The organism is Pedobacter xixiisoli (assembly GCF_900215335.1).
Taxonomy (GTDB): domain Bacteria; phylum Bacteroidota; class Bacteroidia; order Sphingobacteriales; family Sphingobacteriaceae; genus Pedobacter; species Pedobacter xixiisoli.
The window spans coordinates 248,724-267,268 of the sequence record NZ_OCMT01000004.1; the positions used below are offsets into that span (position 1 = coordinate 248,724).

At 37.7% G+C, this 18,545-nt stretch carries 20 protein-coding genes; 10 read left to right on the plus strand and 10 right to left on the minus strand.

Going from position 1 to position 18,545, the window contains the following annotated elements; genetic code table 11:
* Window positions 1-2: 2 nt before the first annotated feature.
* The 3 genes from CRO54_RS17215 to CRO54_RS17225 all read right to left on the minus strand — a co-directional run bounded on the left by CRO54_RS17215 (window position 3) and on the right by CRO54_RS17225 (window position 4,224).
* A complete protein-coding gene (locus CRO54_RS17215) occupies window positions 3-935 on the minus strand; it encodes a hydrogen peroxide-inducible genes activator (RefSeq protein WP_097133322.1) in 933 nt (310 codons plus the stop codon).
* Window positions 936-1,065: 130 nt separating this feature from the next.
* The gene (locus CRO54_RS17220) at window positions 1,066-1,872 is read right to left on the minus strand and encodes a DUF4249 domain-containing protein (protein WP_097133323.1); all 807 of its coding nucleotides are present in this window, start codon (window positions 1,870-1,872) and stop codon (window positions 1,066-1,068) included.
* 9 nt (window positions 1,873-1,881) lie between these two features.
* A complete protein-coding gene (locus CRO54_RS17225; RefSeq protein WP_097133324.1) occupies window positions 1,882-4,224 on the minus strand; it encodes a TonB-dependent receptor in 2,343 nt (780 codons plus the stop codon).
* Window positions 4,225-4,457: 233 nt separating this feature from the next.
* Between CRO54_RS17225 and trmB the strand changes: the two genes are divergently transcribed.
* From trmB to CRO54_RS17245, 4 genes are all read left to right on the plus strand, one after another.
* A complete protein-coding gene (gene trmB / locus CRO54_RS17230; protein ID WP_097133325.1) occupies window positions 4,458-5,108 on the plus strand; it encodes a tRNA (guanosine(46)-N7)-methyltransferase TrmB in 651 nt (216 codons plus the stop codon).
* A 63-nt stretch (window positions 5,109-5,171) separates the two neighbouring features.
* Window positions 5,172-5,516: an MGMT family protein gene (locus CRO54_RS17235; RefSeq protein ID WP_420812689.1), complete on the plus strand. Its 345-nt coding sequence runs from the start codon at window positions 5,172-5,174 to the stop codon at window positions 5,514-5,516.
* 84 nt (window positions 5,517-5,600) lie between these two features.
* Window positions 5,601-5,942, plus strand: a complete 342-nt coding sequence (locus CRO54_RS17240; RefSeq protein WP_097133326.1) for a carboxymuconolactone decarboxylase family protein — start codon at window positions 5,601-5,603, stop codon at window positions 5,940-5,942.
* A 64-nt stretch (window positions 5,943-6,006) separates the two neighbouring features.
* A complete protein-coding gene (locus CRO54_RS17245) occupies window positions 6,007-6,285 on the plus strand; it encodes an Rdx family protein (protein WP_097133327.1) in 279 nt (92 codons plus the stop codon).
* A gap of 147 nt (window positions 6,286-6,432) precedes the next feature.
* Here CRO54_RS17245 and CRO54_RS17250 read toward each other — a convergent pair whose 3' ends face one another.
* Entirely contained in the window at window positions 6,433-7,116 is a 684-nt protein-coding gene (locus tag CRO54_RS17250; RefSeq protein ID WP_097133328.1) for a hypothetical protein, read from the minus strand.
* A 65-nt stretch (window positions 7,117-7,181) separates the two neighbouring features.
* Here CRO54_RS17250 and CRO54_RS17255 point away from each other — a divergent pair, with 65 nt between their 5' ends.
* The 4 genes from CRO54_RS17255 to CRO54_RS17270 are packed head-to-tail and all read left to right on the plus strand — an operon-like array spanning window position 7,182 to window position 12,013.
* Complete coding sequence (locus CRO54_RS17255; protein WP_097133329.1) at window positions 7,182-7,874, plus strand: CPBP family glutamic-type intramembrane protease; 693 nt, start codon at window positions 7,182-7,184, stop codon at window positions 7,872-7,874.
* Window positions 7,875-7,934: 60 nt separating this feature from the next.
* On the plus strand, window positions 7,935-10,733 hold the full coding sequence (polA, locus tag CRO54_RS17260) for a DNA polymerase I (protein ID WP_097133330.1): 2,799 nt from the start codon (window positions 7,935-7,937) through the stop codon (window positions 10,731-10,733).
* Between the two features lie 52 nt (window positions 10,734-10,785).
* Window positions 10,786-11,661: an energy transducer TonB gene (locus CRO54_RS17265; RefSeq protein ID WP_097133331.1), complete on the plus strand. Its 876-nt coding sequence runs from the start codon at window positions 10,786-10,788 to the stop codon at window positions 11,659-11,661.
* A gap of 49 nt (window positions 11,662-11,710) precedes the next feature.
* Window positions 11,711-12,013 carry a hypothetical protein gene (locus CRO54_RS17270; protein ID WP_097133332.1) on the plus strand — a complete coding sequence of 101 codons (303 nt, stop codon included), beginning with the start codon at window positions 11,711-11,713 and terminating at the stop codon, window positions 12,011-12,013.
* 67 nt (window positions 12,014-12,080) lie between these two features.
* Here the strand turns inward: CRO54_RS17270 and CRO54_RS17275 are convergent, their stop codons facing one another.
* The 5 genes from CRO54_RS17275 to CRO54_RS17295 form a co-directional block, all read right to left on the minus strand.
* On the minus strand, window positions 12,081-12,758 hold the full coding sequence (locus CRO54_RS17275) for a metal-dependent hydrolase (RefSeq protein ID WP_097133333.1): 678 nt from the start codon (window positions 12,756-12,758) through the stop codon (window positions 12,081-12,083).
* Window positions 12,759-12,769: 11 nt separating this feature from the next.
* Window positions 12,770-13,075: a YbaB/EbfC family nucleoid-associated protein gene (locus CRO54_RS17280; RefSeq protein ID WP_097133334.1), complete on the minus strand. Its 306-nt coding sequence runs from the start codon at window positions 13,073-13,075 to the stop codon at window positions 12,770-12,772.
* 88 nt (window positions 13,076-13,163) lie between these two features.
* Window positions 13,164-13,991: an OmpA family protein gene (locus CRO54_RS17285; protein WP_097133335.1), complete on the minus strand. Its 828-nt coding sequence runs from the start codon at window positions 13,989-13,991 to the stop codon at window positions 13,164-13,166.
* 79 nt (window positions 13,992-14,070) lie between these two features.
* On the minus strand, window positions 14,071-15,132 hold the full coding sequence (gene namA / locus CRO54_RS17290) for an NADPH dehydrogenase NamA (RefSeq protein WP_097133336.1): 1,062 nt from the start codon (window positions 15,130-15,132) through the stop codon (window positions 14,071-14,073).
* A 216-nt stretch (window positions 15,133-15,348) separates the two neighbouring features.
* Entirely contained in the window at window positions 15,349-15,894 is a 546-nt protein-coding gene (locus CRO54_RS17295; RefSeq protein ID WP_097133337.1) for a DUF1543 domain-containing protein, read from the minus strand.
* Window positions 15,895-16,055: 161 nt separating this feature from the next.
* Between CRO54_RS17295 and CRO54_RS17300 the strand changes: the two genes are divergently transcribed.
* Together CRO54_RS17300 and CRO54_RS17305 are read left to right on the plus strand one after the other, a co-directional pair.
* The gene (locus CRO54_RS17300; RefSeq protein ID WP_097133338.1) at window positions 16,056-16,739 is read left to right on the plus strand and encodes a hypothetical protein; all 684 of its coding nucleotides are present in this window, start codon (window positions 16,056-16,058) and stop codon (window positions 16,737-16,739) included.
* 26 nt (window positions 16,740-16,765) lie between these two features.
* A complete protein-coding gene (locus CRO54_RS17305) occupies window positions 16,766-17,770 on the plus strand; it encodes a 2-hydroxyacid dehydrogenase (protein ID WP_097133339.1) in 1,005 nt (334 codons plus the stop codon).
* Between the two features lie 334 nt (window positions 17,771-18,104).
* On the opposite strand, the gene CRO54_RS17310 is transcribed toward CRO54_RS17305, so the two are convergent.
* Window positions 18,105-18,545, minus strand: coding sequence for a low molecular weight protein-tyrosine-phosphatase (locus CRO54_RS17310; RefSeq protein ID WP_097133340.1), 441 nt, complete (start codon window positions 18,543-18,545; stop codon window positions 18,105-18,107).

Below are 18,545 nucleotides of genomic sequence, written 5' to 3' on the forward strand. Positions count from 1 at the left end.
CATTAAATCCCCACTACATCCTTTTTCTTTCTATTTTTCATTCCCTTTGGAATAAGCGCTAAAACTTCCTCTTTTAATGCATTGAGCATTTTCTTCTTCACGAAGCTTTTATGCGTTACCAAACTGATTTCGCGTACTGGCTCTGGCGACCTAAAGTAACGTACTTTGTTCAGTTGCTTGGTATTTAAATCATGTAGCGAAAGCTCGGGCAAAAGTGTTGTTCCATCGTTTACATCCACCATTCTAATCAAAGTTTCTACACTTCCTGTATTGTAAGTTAGGGCTTGCAGCTTATTGTTTTTGGTAGACCTGCAAATATTCAACACCTGCGAGCGCATGCAATGTCCTTCGTTTAGCAACCAAATATTTTCCTCTTCAAAATCTTCGGCATCGATGGTTTTCTTCTTGTAAAGCTTGCTGTTTTTACTCACATAACCCACAAAGGTTTCATAATATAAAGGTTGTTCACTAATGTTGGCATCAATCAGAGGAGTTGCCAAAATACCACAATCAATTACGCCAGTTTTTAAATGGTGAATGATATCTTCTGTAGTGTATTCCCAAATCATCAACTTTAAATCTGGATATTTACCTAACATCGAAGCAATTACTTCTGGCAATAAATACGGAGCAATAGTTGGGATAATACCAATCTTTAACTCTCCGGTAATTTCCTGCTCTTGGTCGCTAATAATTTCCTTGATCTTGCTATTTTCTTGCAATACAATTCTAGCCTGCTCTATAATTTGTACACCAATTTCTGTAGGCGTTACCGGCTGTTTGCTTCTATCGAAAAGTTTTACGCCAAGAAATTCTTCCAACTTTTGTATCTGCATACTTAAGGTGGGCTGGGTTACAAAACACTTTTCTGCAGCACTTACAAAACTTCTGTAAGTATCTACCGCAACAATATATTCGAGCTGAACTAAAGTCATATAGTTAAAATTGATATTAATTTTCTTTAACTATAAATTTAAACAATATTTATTAAAAAAGAAATCAACCATTAAGGAGTTAAGATAAATTAAGAGCTAACTTAACTCTTTAATGATTTTTATACTCCCACTACTGTACCGTATATTCCTTACTTTGTATAGTGTGTGCACTGAAATAACCTATTGCACCGCCTTTAATGTTGGTGACAGGGTTGGCTGGAGCTGCACTATCGCCACCACCCTGCGCTCCGTTATCTACACTAAACCAATATTTGTAAACGGGTTCGTCAATGGTTAAAAACTCCAACTTAATTCTATCACCTTTTTTAAGCTTACTTTCATCGTCAAATTCATAAGGAAATATCGTTTGATTTACTGTTTTTCCATCTGTAAATTCATCATTTGTAGCCATGATAGATTTGGTATAAACCCCATTTTTATACTCTATGAACCGATAGAAATTTTTCACTCCTATTGGATCCGTATATTTCACATGTGTAAACAACCTAGGGCCATCAAATAAATTTAACTCATAAGGATAAACATCTTCCAAGGGAACCACAGCAGGCATGATACATGTAGAAGTAAAAGTCTGTCCGCCAACAGCAATTTTAAGCTTATAAGTCTGTGTAGGGGTACCTCTTAACGTAGAATGCAGATATACTCCTTTCTTTGCACTTTCATCTAATCGGGTTATATTGCCCAACTGATCCTCTATTTCCACCACAGCTCCACTAACGCCAGCAAAATCATTTGAGCTGCTATAACTTTTAGTTTTGCTGATCAATACGCGGGCTCCATTTGCATGGTCTGTTAAATTCGCTTCAATTACATACTTTTCTGCCGCCGTATCTAAATTTAATTCAATTACTTCCTCACAAGAAGAAAGCAAAAAAACTATTGAAAAAAGTGCAATGAGATATTTAAAACTATTCATGAGTATCGGCTATTTAAATTTGAAATTGTAAGAGATTGATGGGAGAAATTGGAATAAGGTAGTACGCACCACTTCTGTTTTTGAAGGGTCATTTTCCGCTTCGCGGAAGTTAATCGAGTAAGCATTTTTTCTACCGTAGGCATTATACAAACTAAAAGATAGCTCAGAACTGTAATTCTTTCTTTCCCTTAACTGCAAATTAGCACCCAAGTCCAATCGGTGGTAAGAGGGCATACGGTACATATTTCTATCAGTATAGTAGAAAAATGTTTGTCCATCCATGTTATATTTTCCTGTCGGAAAAGTAATCGCATCACCAGTGTAATAAACCCAAGAAGCATTTAGATTCCATTTTTTGTTTAATTGATATGAACCTACCAAAGCTATTTCGTGTGTACGATCTTGACGGGCGTTGTACCAATTGCCATTATTAATTCCGTCTATTTGTCTTTCTGTTTTGGAAAGCGTGTAACTTAACCATCCCGTAAAATCACCTTTCTTTTTCTTGAACAAAACTTCTAAACCATAAGCTCTTCCAATACCATACAATAGTTGTGTTTCGATATTATCCGAGTTAAATGTTTCGGCTCCATCTCTATAATCAATTTGATTATCCATCGCTTTATAATAACTTTCTACATTCAATTCAAAAGCATTATCAAATAAATTTCTGTAGTAACCTACCGCGAACTGGTCAGAAACTTCTGGTTTTACCATTAGTGAACTTGGCAACCACTTATCGCTAGGGCGGCTAGAGGTTGAGTTAGAAATCATATGCATATTTTGTGCGTTTCTCACATACGAAGCCTTTAAAGAACTCTGCTGATTTAGCAAATAACTTAACGATAAGCGAGGTTCTAAATTGAAGTAATTTTTCACAAACTCTCCCTTGCTGTAGTAGGTAGAATTAAGGATATCTCCCTCTGGGCTTACCGTTAGAAAATCGCCGCCACCTAAAACACTAAAACCCGTTAAACGCAAACCAAAGCCAATGTTAAGTTTCTCGGACGCTTGCCAGTCGCTCGATGCGAAAAGGGCATTTTCCAAAGAGAACCTCTCCTGATAGTTTACTGGATTATAGCTAGAAGCCCCTTCAGAGGTAATCTCTCCAGGAGTAACGGTGTGGTAAATCGAGTTAAAGCCAAACTTCACTAGGTTCTTATCTGAAGCTTGCCAAAAGAAGTTTTGTTTTAATCCCCAATCTTTTAGTTGTGAAAATATGCGTACGTTGTCGATGCCCGTATTCACTTCTATTTTATTTTGATAACTCGTGTATGAAGCCGTTGTGGTTGAATTCAACTTCTCTGAAAAGATGTGCTTCCATTGTGCACTGGCAATTCCATTTCCCCAGCTTAATCCAAACGTTTTTGCTAAACCTAATTTATCGCTTCCTAAATAACCCGAAAAGGTTAGCTTATTGTTGTCTCCTAATTGAAAATCTGCTTTACCATTTACATCGTAAAAGTACATAGTGTTTTGGTTGATGGAGCTATCCGGAGAAAGTCGCAATAAAGCATCAACATAAGTTCTTCTCCCAGAAATAATGAAGGATGATTTGTTCTTTTGTATCGGCCCTTCCAAAGTAAGCTTAGAAGAAATTAATCCGATACCGCCCGAAGCTGAGAACTTTTCGGTATCTCCTTGTCGCATTTTGATATCCAACACAGATGACAATCTGCCACCGAATTGCGATGGCATTCCTGTTTTATACACCGTGATATCATCAACCGCGTCGGGATTAAAGGTAGAGAAGAAGCCTAACAGATGTGCTGCATTGTAAACAGGCACATCATCCATTAGTACCAAATTCTGGTCTGAAGAACCACCACGCACATAAATACCTGCACCACCTTCACCTGCAGATTTAATTCCTGGCAAAAGCTGAATGGCCTTTAAAACATCACGTTCGCCAAAAATGAGCGGAATATTTTTAATGGTCTTCATGCTCAATCGCTCTGCACCCATTTGCGGGCTAGCCAAGCTACGGTCGTCCCTAGCAGTAGAAATCACTATCTCATCCAAATTATTGGCGCTATCTTCCAACTCAAAATTGAGCGTCGTGTTTTTAGAAACCCGTACAGTCTTTCTTAAAGTAGTCATCCCAATTGCACTGATTACGAAAGTATAATTACCAGCTTTAAGTTCCACTTCGTAGCGACCCAAGCTATCAGCCATTACATTACGTTTTGCCTCAATAATGTTGATGGTTGCCGCTTCTATTTGGCTGTCACCAGATTTTACTTGGCCAGAAATTTTAAAGTTTTGCTGCCCGAAGACATTTGTAGCGTTGAGAACGTGGAGAGAAAATAAGCTGAACAAAAATATGAAGAGCTTAAAGAGATTTGATGTCATTTACGTATCGGAATTTACTATGTTAATTAAAAGGTATTTTGATTATGACAATGAAAAAAGGACATACCCCTATGTATTCCTTAATTTTTTCGCAAGTTAAATAGAATGAAAGCATTTATCTCTTAAAGAAATGTTAATTTTTAAGCATTAGATGGCATTTTCCTCGAATAGTTACTTCATATACAGAACGGAATAGACAATTAAATCTTACTTTTGTACTTTAATTTTTAGTTGTGGGAAAAGATAAACTCAGAAAATTCGCGGAAATAGACACCTTTCCAAATGTATATCAGTTAGATGAAGCAAAAGTACTGAAGGGAAATTGGGCAGAAACGCACTTCAAAAACAATAATCCTGTAGTACTAGAACTAGCTTGCGGAAAAGGAGAATATTCGGTTGGATTAGCTAGGCTTTTTCCTGAAAAAAACTTTATCGGTATCGATTTAAAAGGCAATAGAATTTGGAGAGGAGCGAGAACAGGTGTAGATGAAGCGATTCCTAATCTTGCTTTTTTACGCATCCAAATTGAGGATTTATTGGAATATTTCGGCGAAAATGAGATTGACGAGATTTGGATAACTTTTGCAGACCCACAACCTCAGATCAGCAGGGAGAAAAAGAGATTAACGTCTCCTAACTTCTTGGCGAAATACAAGCCATTATTGCGTGAAGGCGGTAAAATCAACCTAAAAACAGATAATGATGGCTTATATGGCTACACCAAAGAAAAAGTAGAGCAATTAGGTTTGCTTACACATAAAGATACCGACCATTTATATCAATCTGATTTAGCGGACGAAGTGCTTTCTATCAAAACGCATTACGAACGTATTTACCTTAAAAAGGATAAAAACATTAACTATATTCAGTTTTCGTTTAGCTAAACATTATCGTCATGCTGAATTTATTTCAGCATCTGCTTGAAAAGATCCTGAACTAAATTCAGGATGACGGAAAGGAGTAAAATGGATACCAATTTCTATGAACAGGTTTTCGAAGTAGCGAGGTTAGTCCCAAAGGGAAGGGTTACTTCTTACGGAGCAATTGCCAAGGCTTTAGGTGTGGCCAATTCATCGAGAATGGTGGGGCATGCCATGGCTTACGCTGGTCAGGCTAGTCCGCAAGTGCCGGCACATAGAATAGTAAATGGCAGCGGCTTACTAACAGGCCGATTTCATTTCTCTCCACCAACATTAATGCAAGAGTTGTTAGAGAAAGAAGGAATTACTGTAGCTAACGATAAGATAAAGAATTTCAAGCAGGTATTTTGGGATCCGTTGCAGGAATTGTAGAGGTCTGAAGTACGAGGACAGAAAGTCCAATGATATTATTACCAATTTAATCATTCAAAACTCACTCATTAGTCATTTTAAAATATGGGAAAATTAGCAGAAGAATTTAACAACTACCGCTCAAAAATGAACGAGCGAGTAATGGAAACCGCCAATACTAACATTAAACGTTTTTTTGCGCTAGATACCACCTCTTACGCAGAAGGCGCATTAAACGTAAAGACTAAAGAAATGCTTGGGTTAGTAGCTTCGATGGTTTTAAGATGCGATGATTGTATTAAATATCACCTAGAAAAATGCTATAACGAAGGCGTAACTAATGAAGAACTTAACGAGGTTTTCATGATTGCCAATTTGGTTGGTGGTTCCATCGTCATCCCTCATTACCGCAGAGCTGTTGAGTTTTGGGATGACTTGCAGAAATAGACTTTTACCACACCCCGTGCCGATGCTTTGGTAAAGGCACTAAGAACACAAAGAGAATTCTACTATGAACAAGCCTATCGTCACTATCGAATATTGCCCAAAATGTGGCTGGATGTTACGTTCTGCTTATTTCGCTCAAGAGTTATTGACCACTTTCTCCGAAGAACTTGATGGTGTAACCTTAAAGCCTAGCGAAACGAGTGGCACATTTTTGATTTCCGTGAATAACGATTTGATTTTTGACAGAAAAACAGAAGGTCGTTTTCCAGAAATTAAAGAGTTGAAGCAATTGGTAAGGAATATCGCTTGCCCAGATAAATCATTGGGACACTCGGATAGATAGTTTAAACCATTAAGGATTTAAGATACATTAAAACTACCGAAGTTTTTAAACGGCGAAACCCTCAACTTTAGCGCAAAAACAATAGCTAGAAAAAGTTAAACTTCGTAAGCTTGCAATAATCGTAATTCGTAAATCTAAAATCGTAAGTTACTTTACTGATTCGTTGTAGGATTTTACTAAAGCAATCAACATTTTTTCATCAAAATATTCAGTTGCTTTGATACTTTCCGTTAATCCTTCGTCTCCAGTAAGTTTAGCTAATAAAAGGTTTTTTGTAGCTGTTGTCCTAGAGCCGTCGGCAGCAATTTCTTGCATCGGTCCCGTGCCAGGTTTTTCAATGAAATAGAATAGTTTTGCTTTTGGAGGCGCTCCTGCTGGTCGTTCAACACCACCACCGCGATTACCGCCTAAGTTAATGCTTACACCGCCACCTAGACCTCCGCCCATTCCACCACCAGTACCCATGCCAACTCCGAAAGTAGGACGAGCCTTTACACGTGGCTGCACAGGCTCATCAACGCCAGAAGTACCACCAACTGCGTATAGATTCACTTTTCCCCCTTCTACCAATCTAAAAAAAGTGACCGTGGCTTTTTTACCTATAATGTAAGGTTTACTTTCGTAGGTATCGCCATTCCACAAAAATGATTTGATATCCTTGGCCTTATATTCCTTTAATCCCTGTTCCTCAATTTGTATAAAAACAGATTCGTAATTGGTGCCTTTAATTTCTCCTCTCACAAAATTGCCATCACTAATTAATACCGCATCTTGAGCTTTTGCGGTGAAAGCCAGCAAACAAATTACGACTATCAATTTCAAAATTTTCATATTCAAATTAACGGAAAATAACGTAGTATTGTTATACCTATAACATTTATTAACATCTTAATACCATGAAAAAATCGCTCTTATTATTTTATCAATTTCTTAAAAAGCCTTCATTTCTTAAAAAAAAAGACAAAGAAGTATTAGTCAAAGATTTTGCAGCGCTTTTTCTGCTCGATTTATTTTTTTCCGTGTTGATAGTAGGGCTGTTTTACATCTTACTACATTTCAAAATTATTAGAGAACATGAAAGTGCAGACCTCTTAAAAGAATATGGCATTTTAGGCACACTAATTATTGCTTGTTTTTTTGCGCCAATCTTAGAAGAGATATTTTTTCGATGGCATTTAAGAGACCTCCACGGATCAATCTATTTTACTTTTCTATCTGTATCGGGATTAATTGTTTCTCAGATCAATGGTTCCTTACTTCAATTTTCGATAGTTCTTGCGGCTTTAATAAGTGCAGCGTTCACCATTAGTTTTTTGAAGAAAAAAGGGAAGTTCTATTCGGTTAGAATTTGGCGAAAAAGCTATCCTTTTCTATTTTACTACACGGCAATCATTTTCGGGCTTATACATCTTAGTAACTTCAAAGACCTCACGATTACCGACCCAACTTTTCTAATTTACATTGCTTCGCAGACCTTTGGCGGACTTAGCCTTGGATATATCCGTATTAAACATGGACTCGTTTATAGTATACTTTTTCATGCTTGCTTTAACCTTGCGGCAGTTTCGCTTTCAATTCTTTTCCCTTAGTTATTTTCAATTTATCGTTACCTTTATCATCTGTCTTAAATATCAAATACGATTAAGCAAATGAGCAACAAAAAACTTTTCCTTTTAGACGGGATGGCGTTAATCTACCGAGCGCATTTCGCATTGAGCAAAAACCCTCGTTTTACCTCAACAGGTGTGAATACTTCTGCAGTAATGGGCTTTGCCAATACCTTATTAGAAGTACTTAAAAAGGAAAAACCAAGTCATATAGCGGTAGTTTTTGATACCGATGCACCAACCGAAAGACACACAGAGTTTGTAGCGTACAAAGCCCATCGAGAAGCTATGCCAGAAGATTTATCGAAAGCGCTTCCATATATTTTTAGGCTGATAGAAGGCTTTAACATTCCAGTAATTACTAAGGACGGTTATGAGGCGGATGACATTATTGGAACGCTTGCCAAAGAAGGCGAAAAAGCAGGTTTCCAAGTGTACTGCATGACACCAGATAAAGATTTTGCTCAATTGGTTTCTGATAATATTTTCATCTACAAACCTGCCCGTATGGGTAACGAAATGGAGATTTTGGGCGTACCTGAAGTTTTAGCGAAATGGGAGATTGAAAACGTGTTGCAGGTGATTGATATTTTGGGTTTGTGGGGCGATGCCGTAGATAATATTCCTGGGATTCCTGGTATTGGCGAGAAAACTGCCAAAGCGCTAATTAAGCAATATGGTAGTATGGAAAACATTATTGCCAACAGTCACGAGCTTAAAGGAAAGCAGAAAGAAAACGTAGAAAATTTTGCTGAGCAGGGATTAATTTCTAAGAAATTGGCCACAATTATTCTGAACGTTCCAGTAGAATTTAACGAACAAGAACTTTTACTAGAAGAACCTAGCAAAGAATTGTTAGAGCCATTATTTGCCGAATTAGAATTTAGAACTATCGGTAAGCGTGTTTTTGGCGATGCTTTTAGCGTGAACGAAGCCAAGACCAATGGACAACAAGATTTGTTTGGCAATACAGTAGCCAAAAAAGAAATCGAAAATCAGCCTTCGTTATTTGATACACCTATTGATGCAAAAAACATCGACAATACACCACACGACTACCAGTTAATAGCTACACCGGAAGCGAGAAAAGAACTAATTGACCTGCTATTACAGCAAAACAGAATTTCATTCGATACTGAAACCACAGGAACAGATGCTAACTTTGTGGATTTGGTAGGCTTGTCTTTTTCAGTAGAAACTGGCAAAGCATATTATATTCCAACACCTCAAAACAAGGAAGAAACTCAAGCCATTTTAGAAGAATTTAGGCCGGTTTTTGAAAGCGAAAACATCATTAAGATTGGTCAGAATATTAAATACGATATGTTGGTGCTTAAATGGTATGATATCAATTTAAAAGGCGAATTGTTCGACACTATGTTGGCGCATTACCTCATCGACCCAGATACCAGACACGGAATGGACGTGCTTTCGGAAAACTATCTGGGCTACACACCTATTTCCATCACCTCGTTAATTGGAGCCAAAGGGAAAAACCAATTAAACATGAAAGATATTCCGGTAGAAAAAGTAGTTGACTACGCTGCCGAAGATGCCGATGTTACCTTACAATTGGCTAATATTTTTGAGCCGATGTTATTGGAAAGAAATGCGACTAAGCTTGCTACGGAAATCGAAAATCCTTTGATCTATGTACTAGCAGATATGGAAAAAGAGGGCGTTAGAATAGATGCTGAAACTTTAGCCACTTATTCGGCACAGCTACAGGAAGAAATTTCTAAAGCAGAGCTGAATGTTTACGAAAAAGCAGGGCTTAAATTCAATCTGGCTTCACCAAAACAATTGGGAGAAGTTCTTTTCGACCATCTAAAACTCGACCCAAAAGCGAAGAAAACTAAAACTGGTCAGTATCAAACTGGTGAAGACGTGCTAACGGCATTAGCTAACAAAAGCGATATTGTTCAGGATATTCTGGATTTCCGCCAGATGCAGAAACTGAAATCTACTTACGTGGATGCTTTGCCTTTGCTGGTGAATCCAAGAACGGGCAGGGTGCATACGAGTTATAATCAGGCAGTTGCCGCTACCGGAAGATTGAGCTCTAACAATCCGAACTTACAAAATATCCCTATCAAAACGGATAGAGGTAGAGAAGTGAGAAAAGCATTTATTGCGAGAGATGAAAATCACATCCTTTTATCTGCCGATTATTCGCAAATAGAGCTAAGAATTATCGCCGAAATTAGTAAAGAAGCAAATATGTTAGATGCTTTTTTAAATGGCATTGATATTCACACCGCAACTGCGGCTAAAGTGTACGGAATTGGTATTGATGAAGTAACCTCTAACCAACGTAGAAATGCAAAGGCAGTAAACTTCGGGATCATCTACGGGCAATCAGCTTTCGGCCTATCGCAAAATTTGAACATCCCACGTAAAGAAGCTGCCGAAATTATCGAACAATATTTCGTTCAATATCCAGGCATTAAGAACTACATGAGTGATACAATGAATTTTGCTCGTGAGAATGGTTACGTAGAAACGATTATGGGTCGTCGTAGGTACCTAAGAGATATCAACTCGGCGAATATGACCGTGAGGGGCTACGCAGAGCGAAATGCGATTAATGCACCAATACAGGGTTCGGCAGCGGATATGATCAAGATTGCGATGATTAATATCCACAAAGATATGAAGGAACAAAAATTGCAATCGAAAATGACTATGCAAGTGCATGATGAGTTGGTGTTCGACGTAATTAAGAGTGAAAAAGAAGCTGTAAAAGAGATCATTACGCATAGGATGAAAACCGCTATTAAAACCGAAGTGCCAATTGAAATAGAGATTGGCGAAGGGATAAATTGGCTGGAAGCACATTAAAAAACAAATCGTGTACGGGCGAAACATTTTTCGCCCCAATTATAACAAAACCATGAAAAAACTAACGCTTATCTTATTTCTAGCCGTTACAAAAATCGGCTTTTGCCAAAATGCCCAACAAGACACAACGCTAGTTTACAATAGCCCAATATATACCAAAGACCCTGTTCGTTCTAAATGGCGACCGGTGGTTCAACAAGTCGGCGAATTTTACCAAGTTACTTTTTACAACGCTAAAGATGTAATTCAAGAAGTGATCAGTTTTGCTGATAAAGACTTAACGATTAGAAAAGGCCCCTATCTTTTGTATTTAGCGGGAAAACTTACAGATAAAGGTTTTTATGAACAAGGAAATAAACATGGCGAATGGATTCAATACAATAATGACGGAACGGCTCCATTAAAGATAGAAACTTTTAGATATGACAAACTAAATGGCCCATACAACGAATACTGGGCTAAAGGGGATCTATTTGCCTCTGGAAATTATATCAACAATAAAAAAAGTGGTGTTTGGAAATATTATTACTCTGAGGGAGAATTTGCGGGAGAAGAAACCTTTGACGAAAACGAAAAAAAAATTACTCACCAGTACTATGACAGAGAAGGTAATATAGCTGATTTCGATAATATATTTACAGCGCCAAATTATAAGGGAGGAATCAACAAATTTTATAGATTTCTAGCTAACCAGATGAGATATCCAAAGCAATCTGCAAAACAAAAAATACAGGGTATAGTAGTTCTGAAATTTGATGTGAAGAAAGACGGTAGTGTAGAAGATATTGAAGTTGTAGAAACTCCTAACGAAGAAATGGCCACAGAAGCGGTTAGAGTTTTAAAACTATCTAAAGAATGGACACCTGGAAAAATATTTGGGGAACCCGTGACCGTTAAATACCATATCCCAATTAGATTTGCTTTGTAATAAAAAATTAATTGTATCGTTATTAACCCACTTAAAAACTACTATAACAATGAAAAAATTATTAACCCTTGCTGCTATTGCCTTGTTCGGTTTTAGCGCAACTTTCGCTCAAACTACTACAACGGTAAAACAAGCTCCTAAAAAAGTAACTACAACAACTAAAACGGAAGCCAAAAAAGTAGAAAAAAAAGCTACTTCTACAGCTACTAAGCTAAAAGCAGACGGTACACCTGACATGCGTTACGCTGAAAACAAAGCAGCAAAAGTAAATCCGGCTGGACCAAAGAAAAAAGACGGAACTGCAGACATGCGTTATAAAGCAAATCAAGCCGCAGCTAAAAAGAAAAATTAAACAACGTTTAATATGCTACTAAACTTAAGACTTACGAAGTTTTCGAAACTTCGTAAGTCTTATTGGCCTATAAATCTATAGTCTCGCCAATAGCTGGCAACAACAATGTTTTCTGCGCTCTTTTGAAAGTTTCCAACGCAAAATCCTTATTGATTGCAATTACAGGGAAAGAGTCATAATGAACACCCATTACTTTCGAACAATTCACATACTCCGCAGCAATTACCGCATCATCTGGATCCATCGTATAATTACCACCAATTGGAAGGATAGCATATTCTAATTGGTACAATTCAGCTAGTAATTTCATGTCTAATGTTAAACCCGTATCTCCAGCAAAATAAATCTGCGTGCCATCAACATCTAAAACAAAACCTGCCGGATTACCTCCGTAAGAACCATCTGGCAAACTGCTAGAATGTGTTGCTGTAACCATTCGTACCGTTCCAAAATCGAACTTAAATTTACCAATGTTCATATCATGGATATTGGTAACACCTTGTTTTTGTAACCAACCAGCAATTTCTGGCATACAAATCACTTTGGCATTGGTTCTCTTGGCAATATCCACCAAATCTCCAACATGATCACCATGACCGTGACTTACCAGAATATAATCTGCATCGATTTTCTCTACATCAATCTCCTTGGCTAACGGATTTCCGCTAATAAAAGGATCAAACAACAACTTAACAGAAGAAGTCTCTAGCAAGAAACATGACTGACCGTAATACGTATATTTCATAACGATATATTTTATTGTCCAAATAAACCACCTAAACCGCCCAACATATCTTTGGTTGCAGCTTGCATTTCTACAGCACTCACTTGGTCTGCCTGCGCCAACGCTTTATTTACTGCGGCTTGCAAAAGCTCTTCCAGTTCCTCCTTATCAGATTGCTCATAAAACTCATCCGAAATGGCAATTGCAGTAATTGCCTTATTTGCAGTAGCAGTAACTTTAATTGCACCACCTTCTACCTCACCAAATACCGAAATAGTATCTAATCTCTTTTTTATTTCTTCGGCCTTGCCTTGCGCTGCCATTAATTTATCAAACATATATTTTCTTTTGAATGCTCTAAAATACAAAAAACCCTCTAGTTAAACTCAGAGGGTTTTGTATTGGTTTTAAAATTTTATAATTATTTTAATTGTTGATGCCCGTAATTTGCAGTTCAACCCTTCTATCATTTTTTTCTCCTTTTCCAAGCGGAAAGTTTCCCATCATTCCTTTGTAAGCTAGTCGGTGTTCATCTACCCCATTTTTAATAAGGTAATCGTAGACCGCTTTCGCTCTTGCTTGAGATAAATTTAATTCTCCAGTTACAAAATCTTTAACGTCTTTTCCTGGTGGATTACAGCATATATGGCCCAGAATAGCAATATCATATTGTTTTTTCTCTTTAATGATATTTGTTATTTTTTCTAATACTGGAATAGATTCTTTAAGAAGTATCGACTTACTATTTTCAAAAAGTACATTTTCTAGGATAATTTTATCGCCCACCTTAAGTGTATTTGGCAGTATAGAGTTATCAATTCTCAGGTTTTTCTTCACATATCCAATTACCAAATCTACTCGCCTATTATTGATTCGTTGCTTGTTTACATTACTAGGCTCAATAAGGTCTATCTTTCCATTCCCCGTTAACACCTTAACTTTCTCTGTATTGATTTCATGTTGCTCAAGCAGCTCCTTAATGTGATTAGCCCTATTTACAGACAGCACATCATTGTAACCTTTTCCTCCACGATCATCACAATAGCCAATAATAGATATAGAAACAATATCTACAGAATCCAGTTCGCTCAAAAATTGCGAAAAGGCTTTTTTCTGTTGCGCATCCAATACTCTTATATTCGTATCAAAAAAGAAACTGGCTATCTTTTTTTTCTGCGCATAAACCGAACTTATTAAAAGTGAGATTGAAAATAGGATCAGTATAAAACCCTTTCTTAACATGGCGTTTTTCATTTGGTATTTAAAGTTAGAAAAACTTAACCCTTAATAAGAATTAACGAAGCACTTCTTTAAACACCACAGGAGTAAGGACTTATTTAGCTCTTTCGTACTGTTTAGGCCAAGAGACATCTACTCCCAATTGTTTTGCTGCCTGTAATGGGAAATACGGATTTCTCAGCAGTTCGCGGGCCATGAAAATCAAGTCGGCTTGGTTTTTCTCTAATACTTCTTCTGCTTGCACAGCTTCGGTAATTAAACCAACGGCGCCCGTTAAAATAGCGGCTTCTTGTTTAATCGCTTCTGCAAATTTCACTTGGTAATTTGGTGCCACCGGAATTTGTTGCTCTCTAGCCAATCCCCCAGTAGAAGTGTCAATTACATCCACACCTTTTTCTTTTAAGATTTTAGATAGCTGAATGGATTCTTCCTCATTCCAACCTCCATCAACCCAGTCGGTAGCAGAAATACGCACAAATAAAGGATTTTCGCTAGGCCAAACTTCTTGCACCGCAGCAACTACTTCTAACAAAAACCTGATTCTGTTTTCGAAACTTCCTCCGTATTCATCGGTACGTTGGTTACTTAAAGGAGATAAAAATTGATGTATCAAATAGCCATGTGCAGCATGCACTTCCACTACTTTAAAGCCAACCTCTAAAGCTCGTTTAGTAGCTGCTTTAAAATCCGCTTTCACTTTTTCAATCCCTGCTGCATCTAAAGCAATTGGCATTTTATCTTTCGGATTAAACTGAATTGCACTAGGCGCAACCGTGTCCCAACCACCTTTTTCCTCATTAACCTGCGCAGGGTTTTCCCAAGGAATATCGAAACTTGCTTTCCTGCCTGCATGAGCTAACTGGATTCCTGAAACAGAACCATTCTCGTGAATAAAATCTACAATCTCTTTTAGCTTCGCTTTGTGCTCGTCTTTCCAGATACCTAAATCTACAATAGAAATTCGTCCTTCTGGGGAAACCGCAGCGGCTTCGGTGATGATTAGTCCAGCACCACCAACAGCTCTACTGCCTAAATGCACTAAGTGCCAATTGTTTGCAAAGCCATCAATAGAAGAATATTCGCACATTGGCGAAACCACAATGCGGTTCTTTAACACCACATTTTTTATCTGTATAGGGGAAAATAATATCGACATATCTAAATTTTTAACACAAATTAACGGAAGGTTCTATTTGCATCAGTATTTCCAATTCGAATATGACCTTTCAGCGACTGATATTCCTTATTTACCGATACTCATTTGAACTGATATGGCCAATGCTGTATGTTTGATTCATTAATAAGCACTTATAAATTCCTTAATAGTTTAAGCGGGCAAAATGTGGATGCATGGAACCCGCTTTTTTTAGTATTACAACTTATCTATCGGCATGTACCCCAAAACAATTTCGTCTTCTGGCAAGCCATCCATAGGTGTAAAAACCAATTTATATTTCGACTTCATTTCTTCCGGCAATACCTCCTCAATTTCAAAAACATCATCTACATCTACACCGTATTTATCATCAATATGTGGACTAAAAAATTGCTTAAAGAACTCACTTTCCTTCGCATTTTTAGTGGCAACCGCTTTGTCTTCAGCTACCATCAACATTTTATAGTGCAACTCCTCAAAAACATTGCTTTGATATCCACCTAAATTCATAAAAAACAAGTGCTTTGCTGATTCAATGGCCTTACTTTTCTCTACCACATCTACTTTATAACCATTCACATGATTAACAATTCGATAGGCATCTAAGTGGATTTTACCTTTAGCTTCTGGCCAAAATGCATTAATTGCAGGCACTAGCTCCTTTACCTCATCGGCAATAGCGAAGAAGATATCATGTTGCTCGGTGTGTCTTCCTTTGGGCTTACAGCCCAATAAAATCATAAATAGCTTTGGATTTGTCATGTGTTTTTGAATTTTGCCACAGATGCACAGATATCTTTCTTTAAATATTAAATTATCTATTTTGAAATCTGTGCATCTGTGGCGTCTTTATTAACAGAAGCATAAAGTTAAGCTAAAACAAAAACATTTATCTTCACGTTTTAAGAAGAAATCTACACACCATGCCAATTAACCAACTCCCTCCAGATGGCGGAATGCTCTACACGGAAACCAACATGGCTCAGCTTTTTCCAGAGCCATTAAATGCCATCACTGCTGTGTTTTTCTTATTCATTGCCATTTTCTGGACCATTAAAATCAAGGGAAATTTCAAAGCTAATCCGTTTTTAACCTATTGCTTAATCTTACTTTACATAGGCGGAATAGGAGGAACTGTTTATCATTCCCTTCGTCAATGGTCTGTTTTTATCATGATGGACTGGCTGCCGATTATGCTGCTGTGCGTATCCGCTGGAATCTATTTCTTAGCTCAAAGCACCCGATGGTATTATGCCGTTTTAATGGTTTTCGGCTATGCTGGATTACAATTTGCCCTTCGAGATTTACTTACCGCTGAAAATGCCCATCTTTTCATCAACATCAACTATGCGATGATGGCACTGCTAGTTTTAGTTCCGGTTTTAATTCATCTCATCTACACCAAATGGAAAGCAGGGAAATGGGTTGGCTTTGCATTGCTATCTTTCGCTTTTGCACTTACTTTTCGCATAGCGGATAAATGGGAATGGGTAAGTTTTGGAACACATTTCTTATGGCACAGCTTTGGAGCGATAGCTACCTACTGTATGTTTAACTACATCTATCTTACCCAGCAGAAAAGAACTGAATTGTCAGCTACGGTTTAAAAAGTTAAAATTCGTATTTTGAGCACATGAAGATTTTATTTTTCTCTGCCAAACCCTACGACCGTCAATTTTTCGAAAAAAGTAATGAAAGCTATGGCTTTGAATTAGAGTTTTGGGAAACGCATTTAGGACCACACATTGCGGATGCCATTAAAAAAGATACTTTTGAGGCTGTCTGTGTTTTTGTAAACGATAAACTCACTGCCGAAGTAATTGCTGTGCTTGCAGAAAAGGGCATCAAAATTATTGCCTTAAGGTGCGCTGGTTTTAACAACGTTGATTTAGATGCAGTAAAGAAACACGGACTGAGGCTTTGTAGAGTTCCTGCCTATTCGCCACAAGCCGTTGCAGAACATGCAGTTGCCATGCTGTTGACCCTTAATCGCAAAACACATAAAGCTTATAACCGAATTAGAGAGCAGAACTTCTCGCTCAATGGATTGATGGGCTTTAATCTGTACCGAAAAACACTGGGCGTAATAGGGACTGGAAAAATAGGCGCTGCATTTTGCAAAATCATGCTAGGTTTTGGCTGTAAAGTATTAGCCTTCGACCCCTACGAAAACGAAGAGTTAAAGAAGTTAGGCATCAACTACCTTCCATTTAACGAAGTCATTAGCGCTGCTGATATTATTTCACTGCATTGTCCTTTAACTGAAGAGAATCGCTATCTGATAAATGCTGAAACACTCCTTGGAATGAAAAAAGGTGCGGTAATTATCAACACAAGTAGAGGTGCATTGATCAATACCAAAGATGTAATTGAAGCATTGAAAAATGGTCAGATTGCGAGCTTAGGGATAGATGTTTACGAGCAAGAAGAAAAATTGTTTTTCAAGGACTTATCGGGCAGTATTATTGGCGATGACGACATTCAACGCTTAATCAGCTTCCCGAATGTTTTAGTAACAGGCCACCAAGCATTTTTTACAGAAGAAGCACTAGCGGAAATTGCATCAAGTACATTAAGCAGTGTCGCAGCATTAATTAAGGATGAAAATCCGAGTGATAAAAATGCCGTATTGGTATAGTGTGAAATCAGGAAGATGATATTAAGGTGTTCGCTAGCGATAGCAGCTCATTTCTCCGTTCACCGAGTTTTCGGTCTCTTATTTTTCGGTTTGCAACAATAAGCCGAACCACTTACTTTGAAAGAAACCTGCGGAGCAAGCATGAAGACAAATGAAAACATAAACCAACACTGAATAAATAAGCAACCGAGAGTTTTTGTTACTTTTTGCGGTCAAACCTGAGCATAGCGAAAGCTTAAATACCAATGAAAGAAATTAAACAAATATGAAAAAAGTAAGAGCCCAGCGGCGGCGAGCAAAAAACCTTACCTAATTTCTGTATATCAAAAAGGAGCTACCCACGTAGCTCCTCTAATATTTCTTTACATCTCTGTTCTACCTCTAAACTTACAGGCCCAAACAAATCATTATCGTAATAAGGGTCGGTCACTTCTCCTTCATCCACCAAAAACAACCTTACTTTTTGCTTATGCTCATTAGTTTCTGCTAAAGCCAAAACGTCTTTCAAGTTGTTTTTATCCATCACTAGGATGTGGTCATATTCATCAAAAAAACTCGGACTAAAATGTCTCGCTCTTTGCGCTCCAATCTCGTAACCTAAATTTCTTGCAGCCAACACACTCCTTCTATCTGGCGGATTGCCCACATGCCAGTTACCCGTACCAGCGCTGTGCACTTGCCAACCTAAATTTTCTTTATCTGCTAAATGTTGCAATATGCCATGCGCCAAAGGCGAACGACAGATATTGCCTAAACAAACCATGAGGATTTTCAT

What these genes read in the sequence shown, in the direction of transcription:
- polA (WP_097133330.1), top strand. Translation starts at nt 7,935, where the DNA reads ATGAGCAACAAAAAACTTTTCCTTTTAGACGGGATGGCGTTAATCTAC.
- CRO54_RS17295 (WP_097133337.1), bottom strand. Translation starts at nt 15,894, where the DNA reads ATGACAAATCCAAAGCTATTTATGATTTTATTGGGCTGTAAGCCCAAA.
- CRO54_RS17250 (WP_097133328.1), bottom strand. Translation starts at nt 7,116, where the DNA reads ATGAAAATTTTGAAATTGATAGTCGTAATTTGTTTGCTGGCTTTCACC.
- CRO54_RS17215 (WP_097133322.1), bottom strand. Translation starts at nt 935, where the DNA reads ATGACTTTAGTTCAGCTCGAATATATTGTTGCGGTAGATACTTACAGA.
- namA (WP_097133336.1), bottom strand. Translation starts at nt 15,132, where the DNA reads ATGTCGATATTATTTTCCCCTATACAGATAAAAAATGTGGTGTTAAAG.
- CRO54_RS17220 (WP_097133323.1), bottom strand. Translation starts at nt 1,872, where the DNA reads ATGAATAGTTTTAAATATCTCATTGCACTTTTTTCAATAGTTTTTTTG.
- CRO54_RS17275 (WP_097133333.1), bottom strand. Translation starts at nt 12,758, where the DNA reads ATGAAATATACGTATTACGGTCAGTCATGTTTCTTGCTAGAGACTTCT.
- CRO54_RS17285 (WP_097133335.1), bottom strand. Translation starts at nt 13,991, where the DNA reads ATGAAAAACGCCATGTTAAGAAAGGGTTTTATACTGATCCTATTTTCA.
- CRO54_RS17225 (WP_097133324.1), bottom strand. Translation starts at nt 4,224, where the DNA reads ATGACATCAAATCTCTTTAAGCTCTTCATATTTTTGTTCAGCTTATTT.
- CRO54_RS17245 (WP_097133327.1), top strand. Translation starts at nt 6,007, where the DNA reads ATGAACAAGCCTATCGTCACTATCGAATATTGCCCAAAATGTGGCTGG.
- CRO54_RS17310 (WP_097133340.1), bottom strand. Translation starts at nt 18,545, where the DNA reads ATGAAAATCCTCATGGTTTGTTTAGGCAATATCTGTCGTTCGCCTTTG.
- CRO54_RS17235 (WP_420812689.1), top strand. Translation starts at nt 5,172, where the DNA reads ATGACGGAAAGGAGTAAAATGGATACCAATTTCTATGAACAGGTTTTC.
- CRO54_RS17300 (WP_097133338.1), top strand. Translation starts at nt 16,056, where the DNA reads ATGCCAATTAACCAACTCCCTCCAGATGGCGGAATGCTCTACACGGAA.
- CRO54_RS17255 (WP_097133329.1), top strand. Translation starts at nt 7,182, where the DNA reads ATGAAAAAATCGCTCTTATTATTTTATCAATTTCTTAAAAAGCCTTCA.
- CRO54_RS17305 (WP_097133339.1), top strand. Translation starts at nt 16,766, where the DNA reads ATGAAGATTTTATTTTTCTCTGCCAAACCCTACGACCGTCAATTTTTC.
- CRO54_RS17280 (WP_097133334.1), bottom strand. Translation starts at nt 13,075, where the DNA reads ATGTTTGATAAATTAATGGCAGCGCAAGGCAAGGCCGAAGAAATAAAA.
- CRO54_RS17240 (WP_097133326.1), top strand. Translation starts at nt 5,601, where the DNA reads ATGGGAAAATTAGCAGAAGAATTTAACAACTACCGCTCAAAAATGAAC.
- CRO54_RS17270 (WP_097133332.1), top strand. Translation starts at nt 11,711, where the DNA reads ATGAAAAAATTATTAACCCTTGCTGCTATTGCCTTGTTCGGTTTTAGC.
- CRO54_RS17265 (WP_097133331.1), top strand. Translation starts at nt 10,786, where the DNA reads ATGAAAAAACTAACGCTTATCTTATTTCTAGCCGTTACAAAAATCGGC.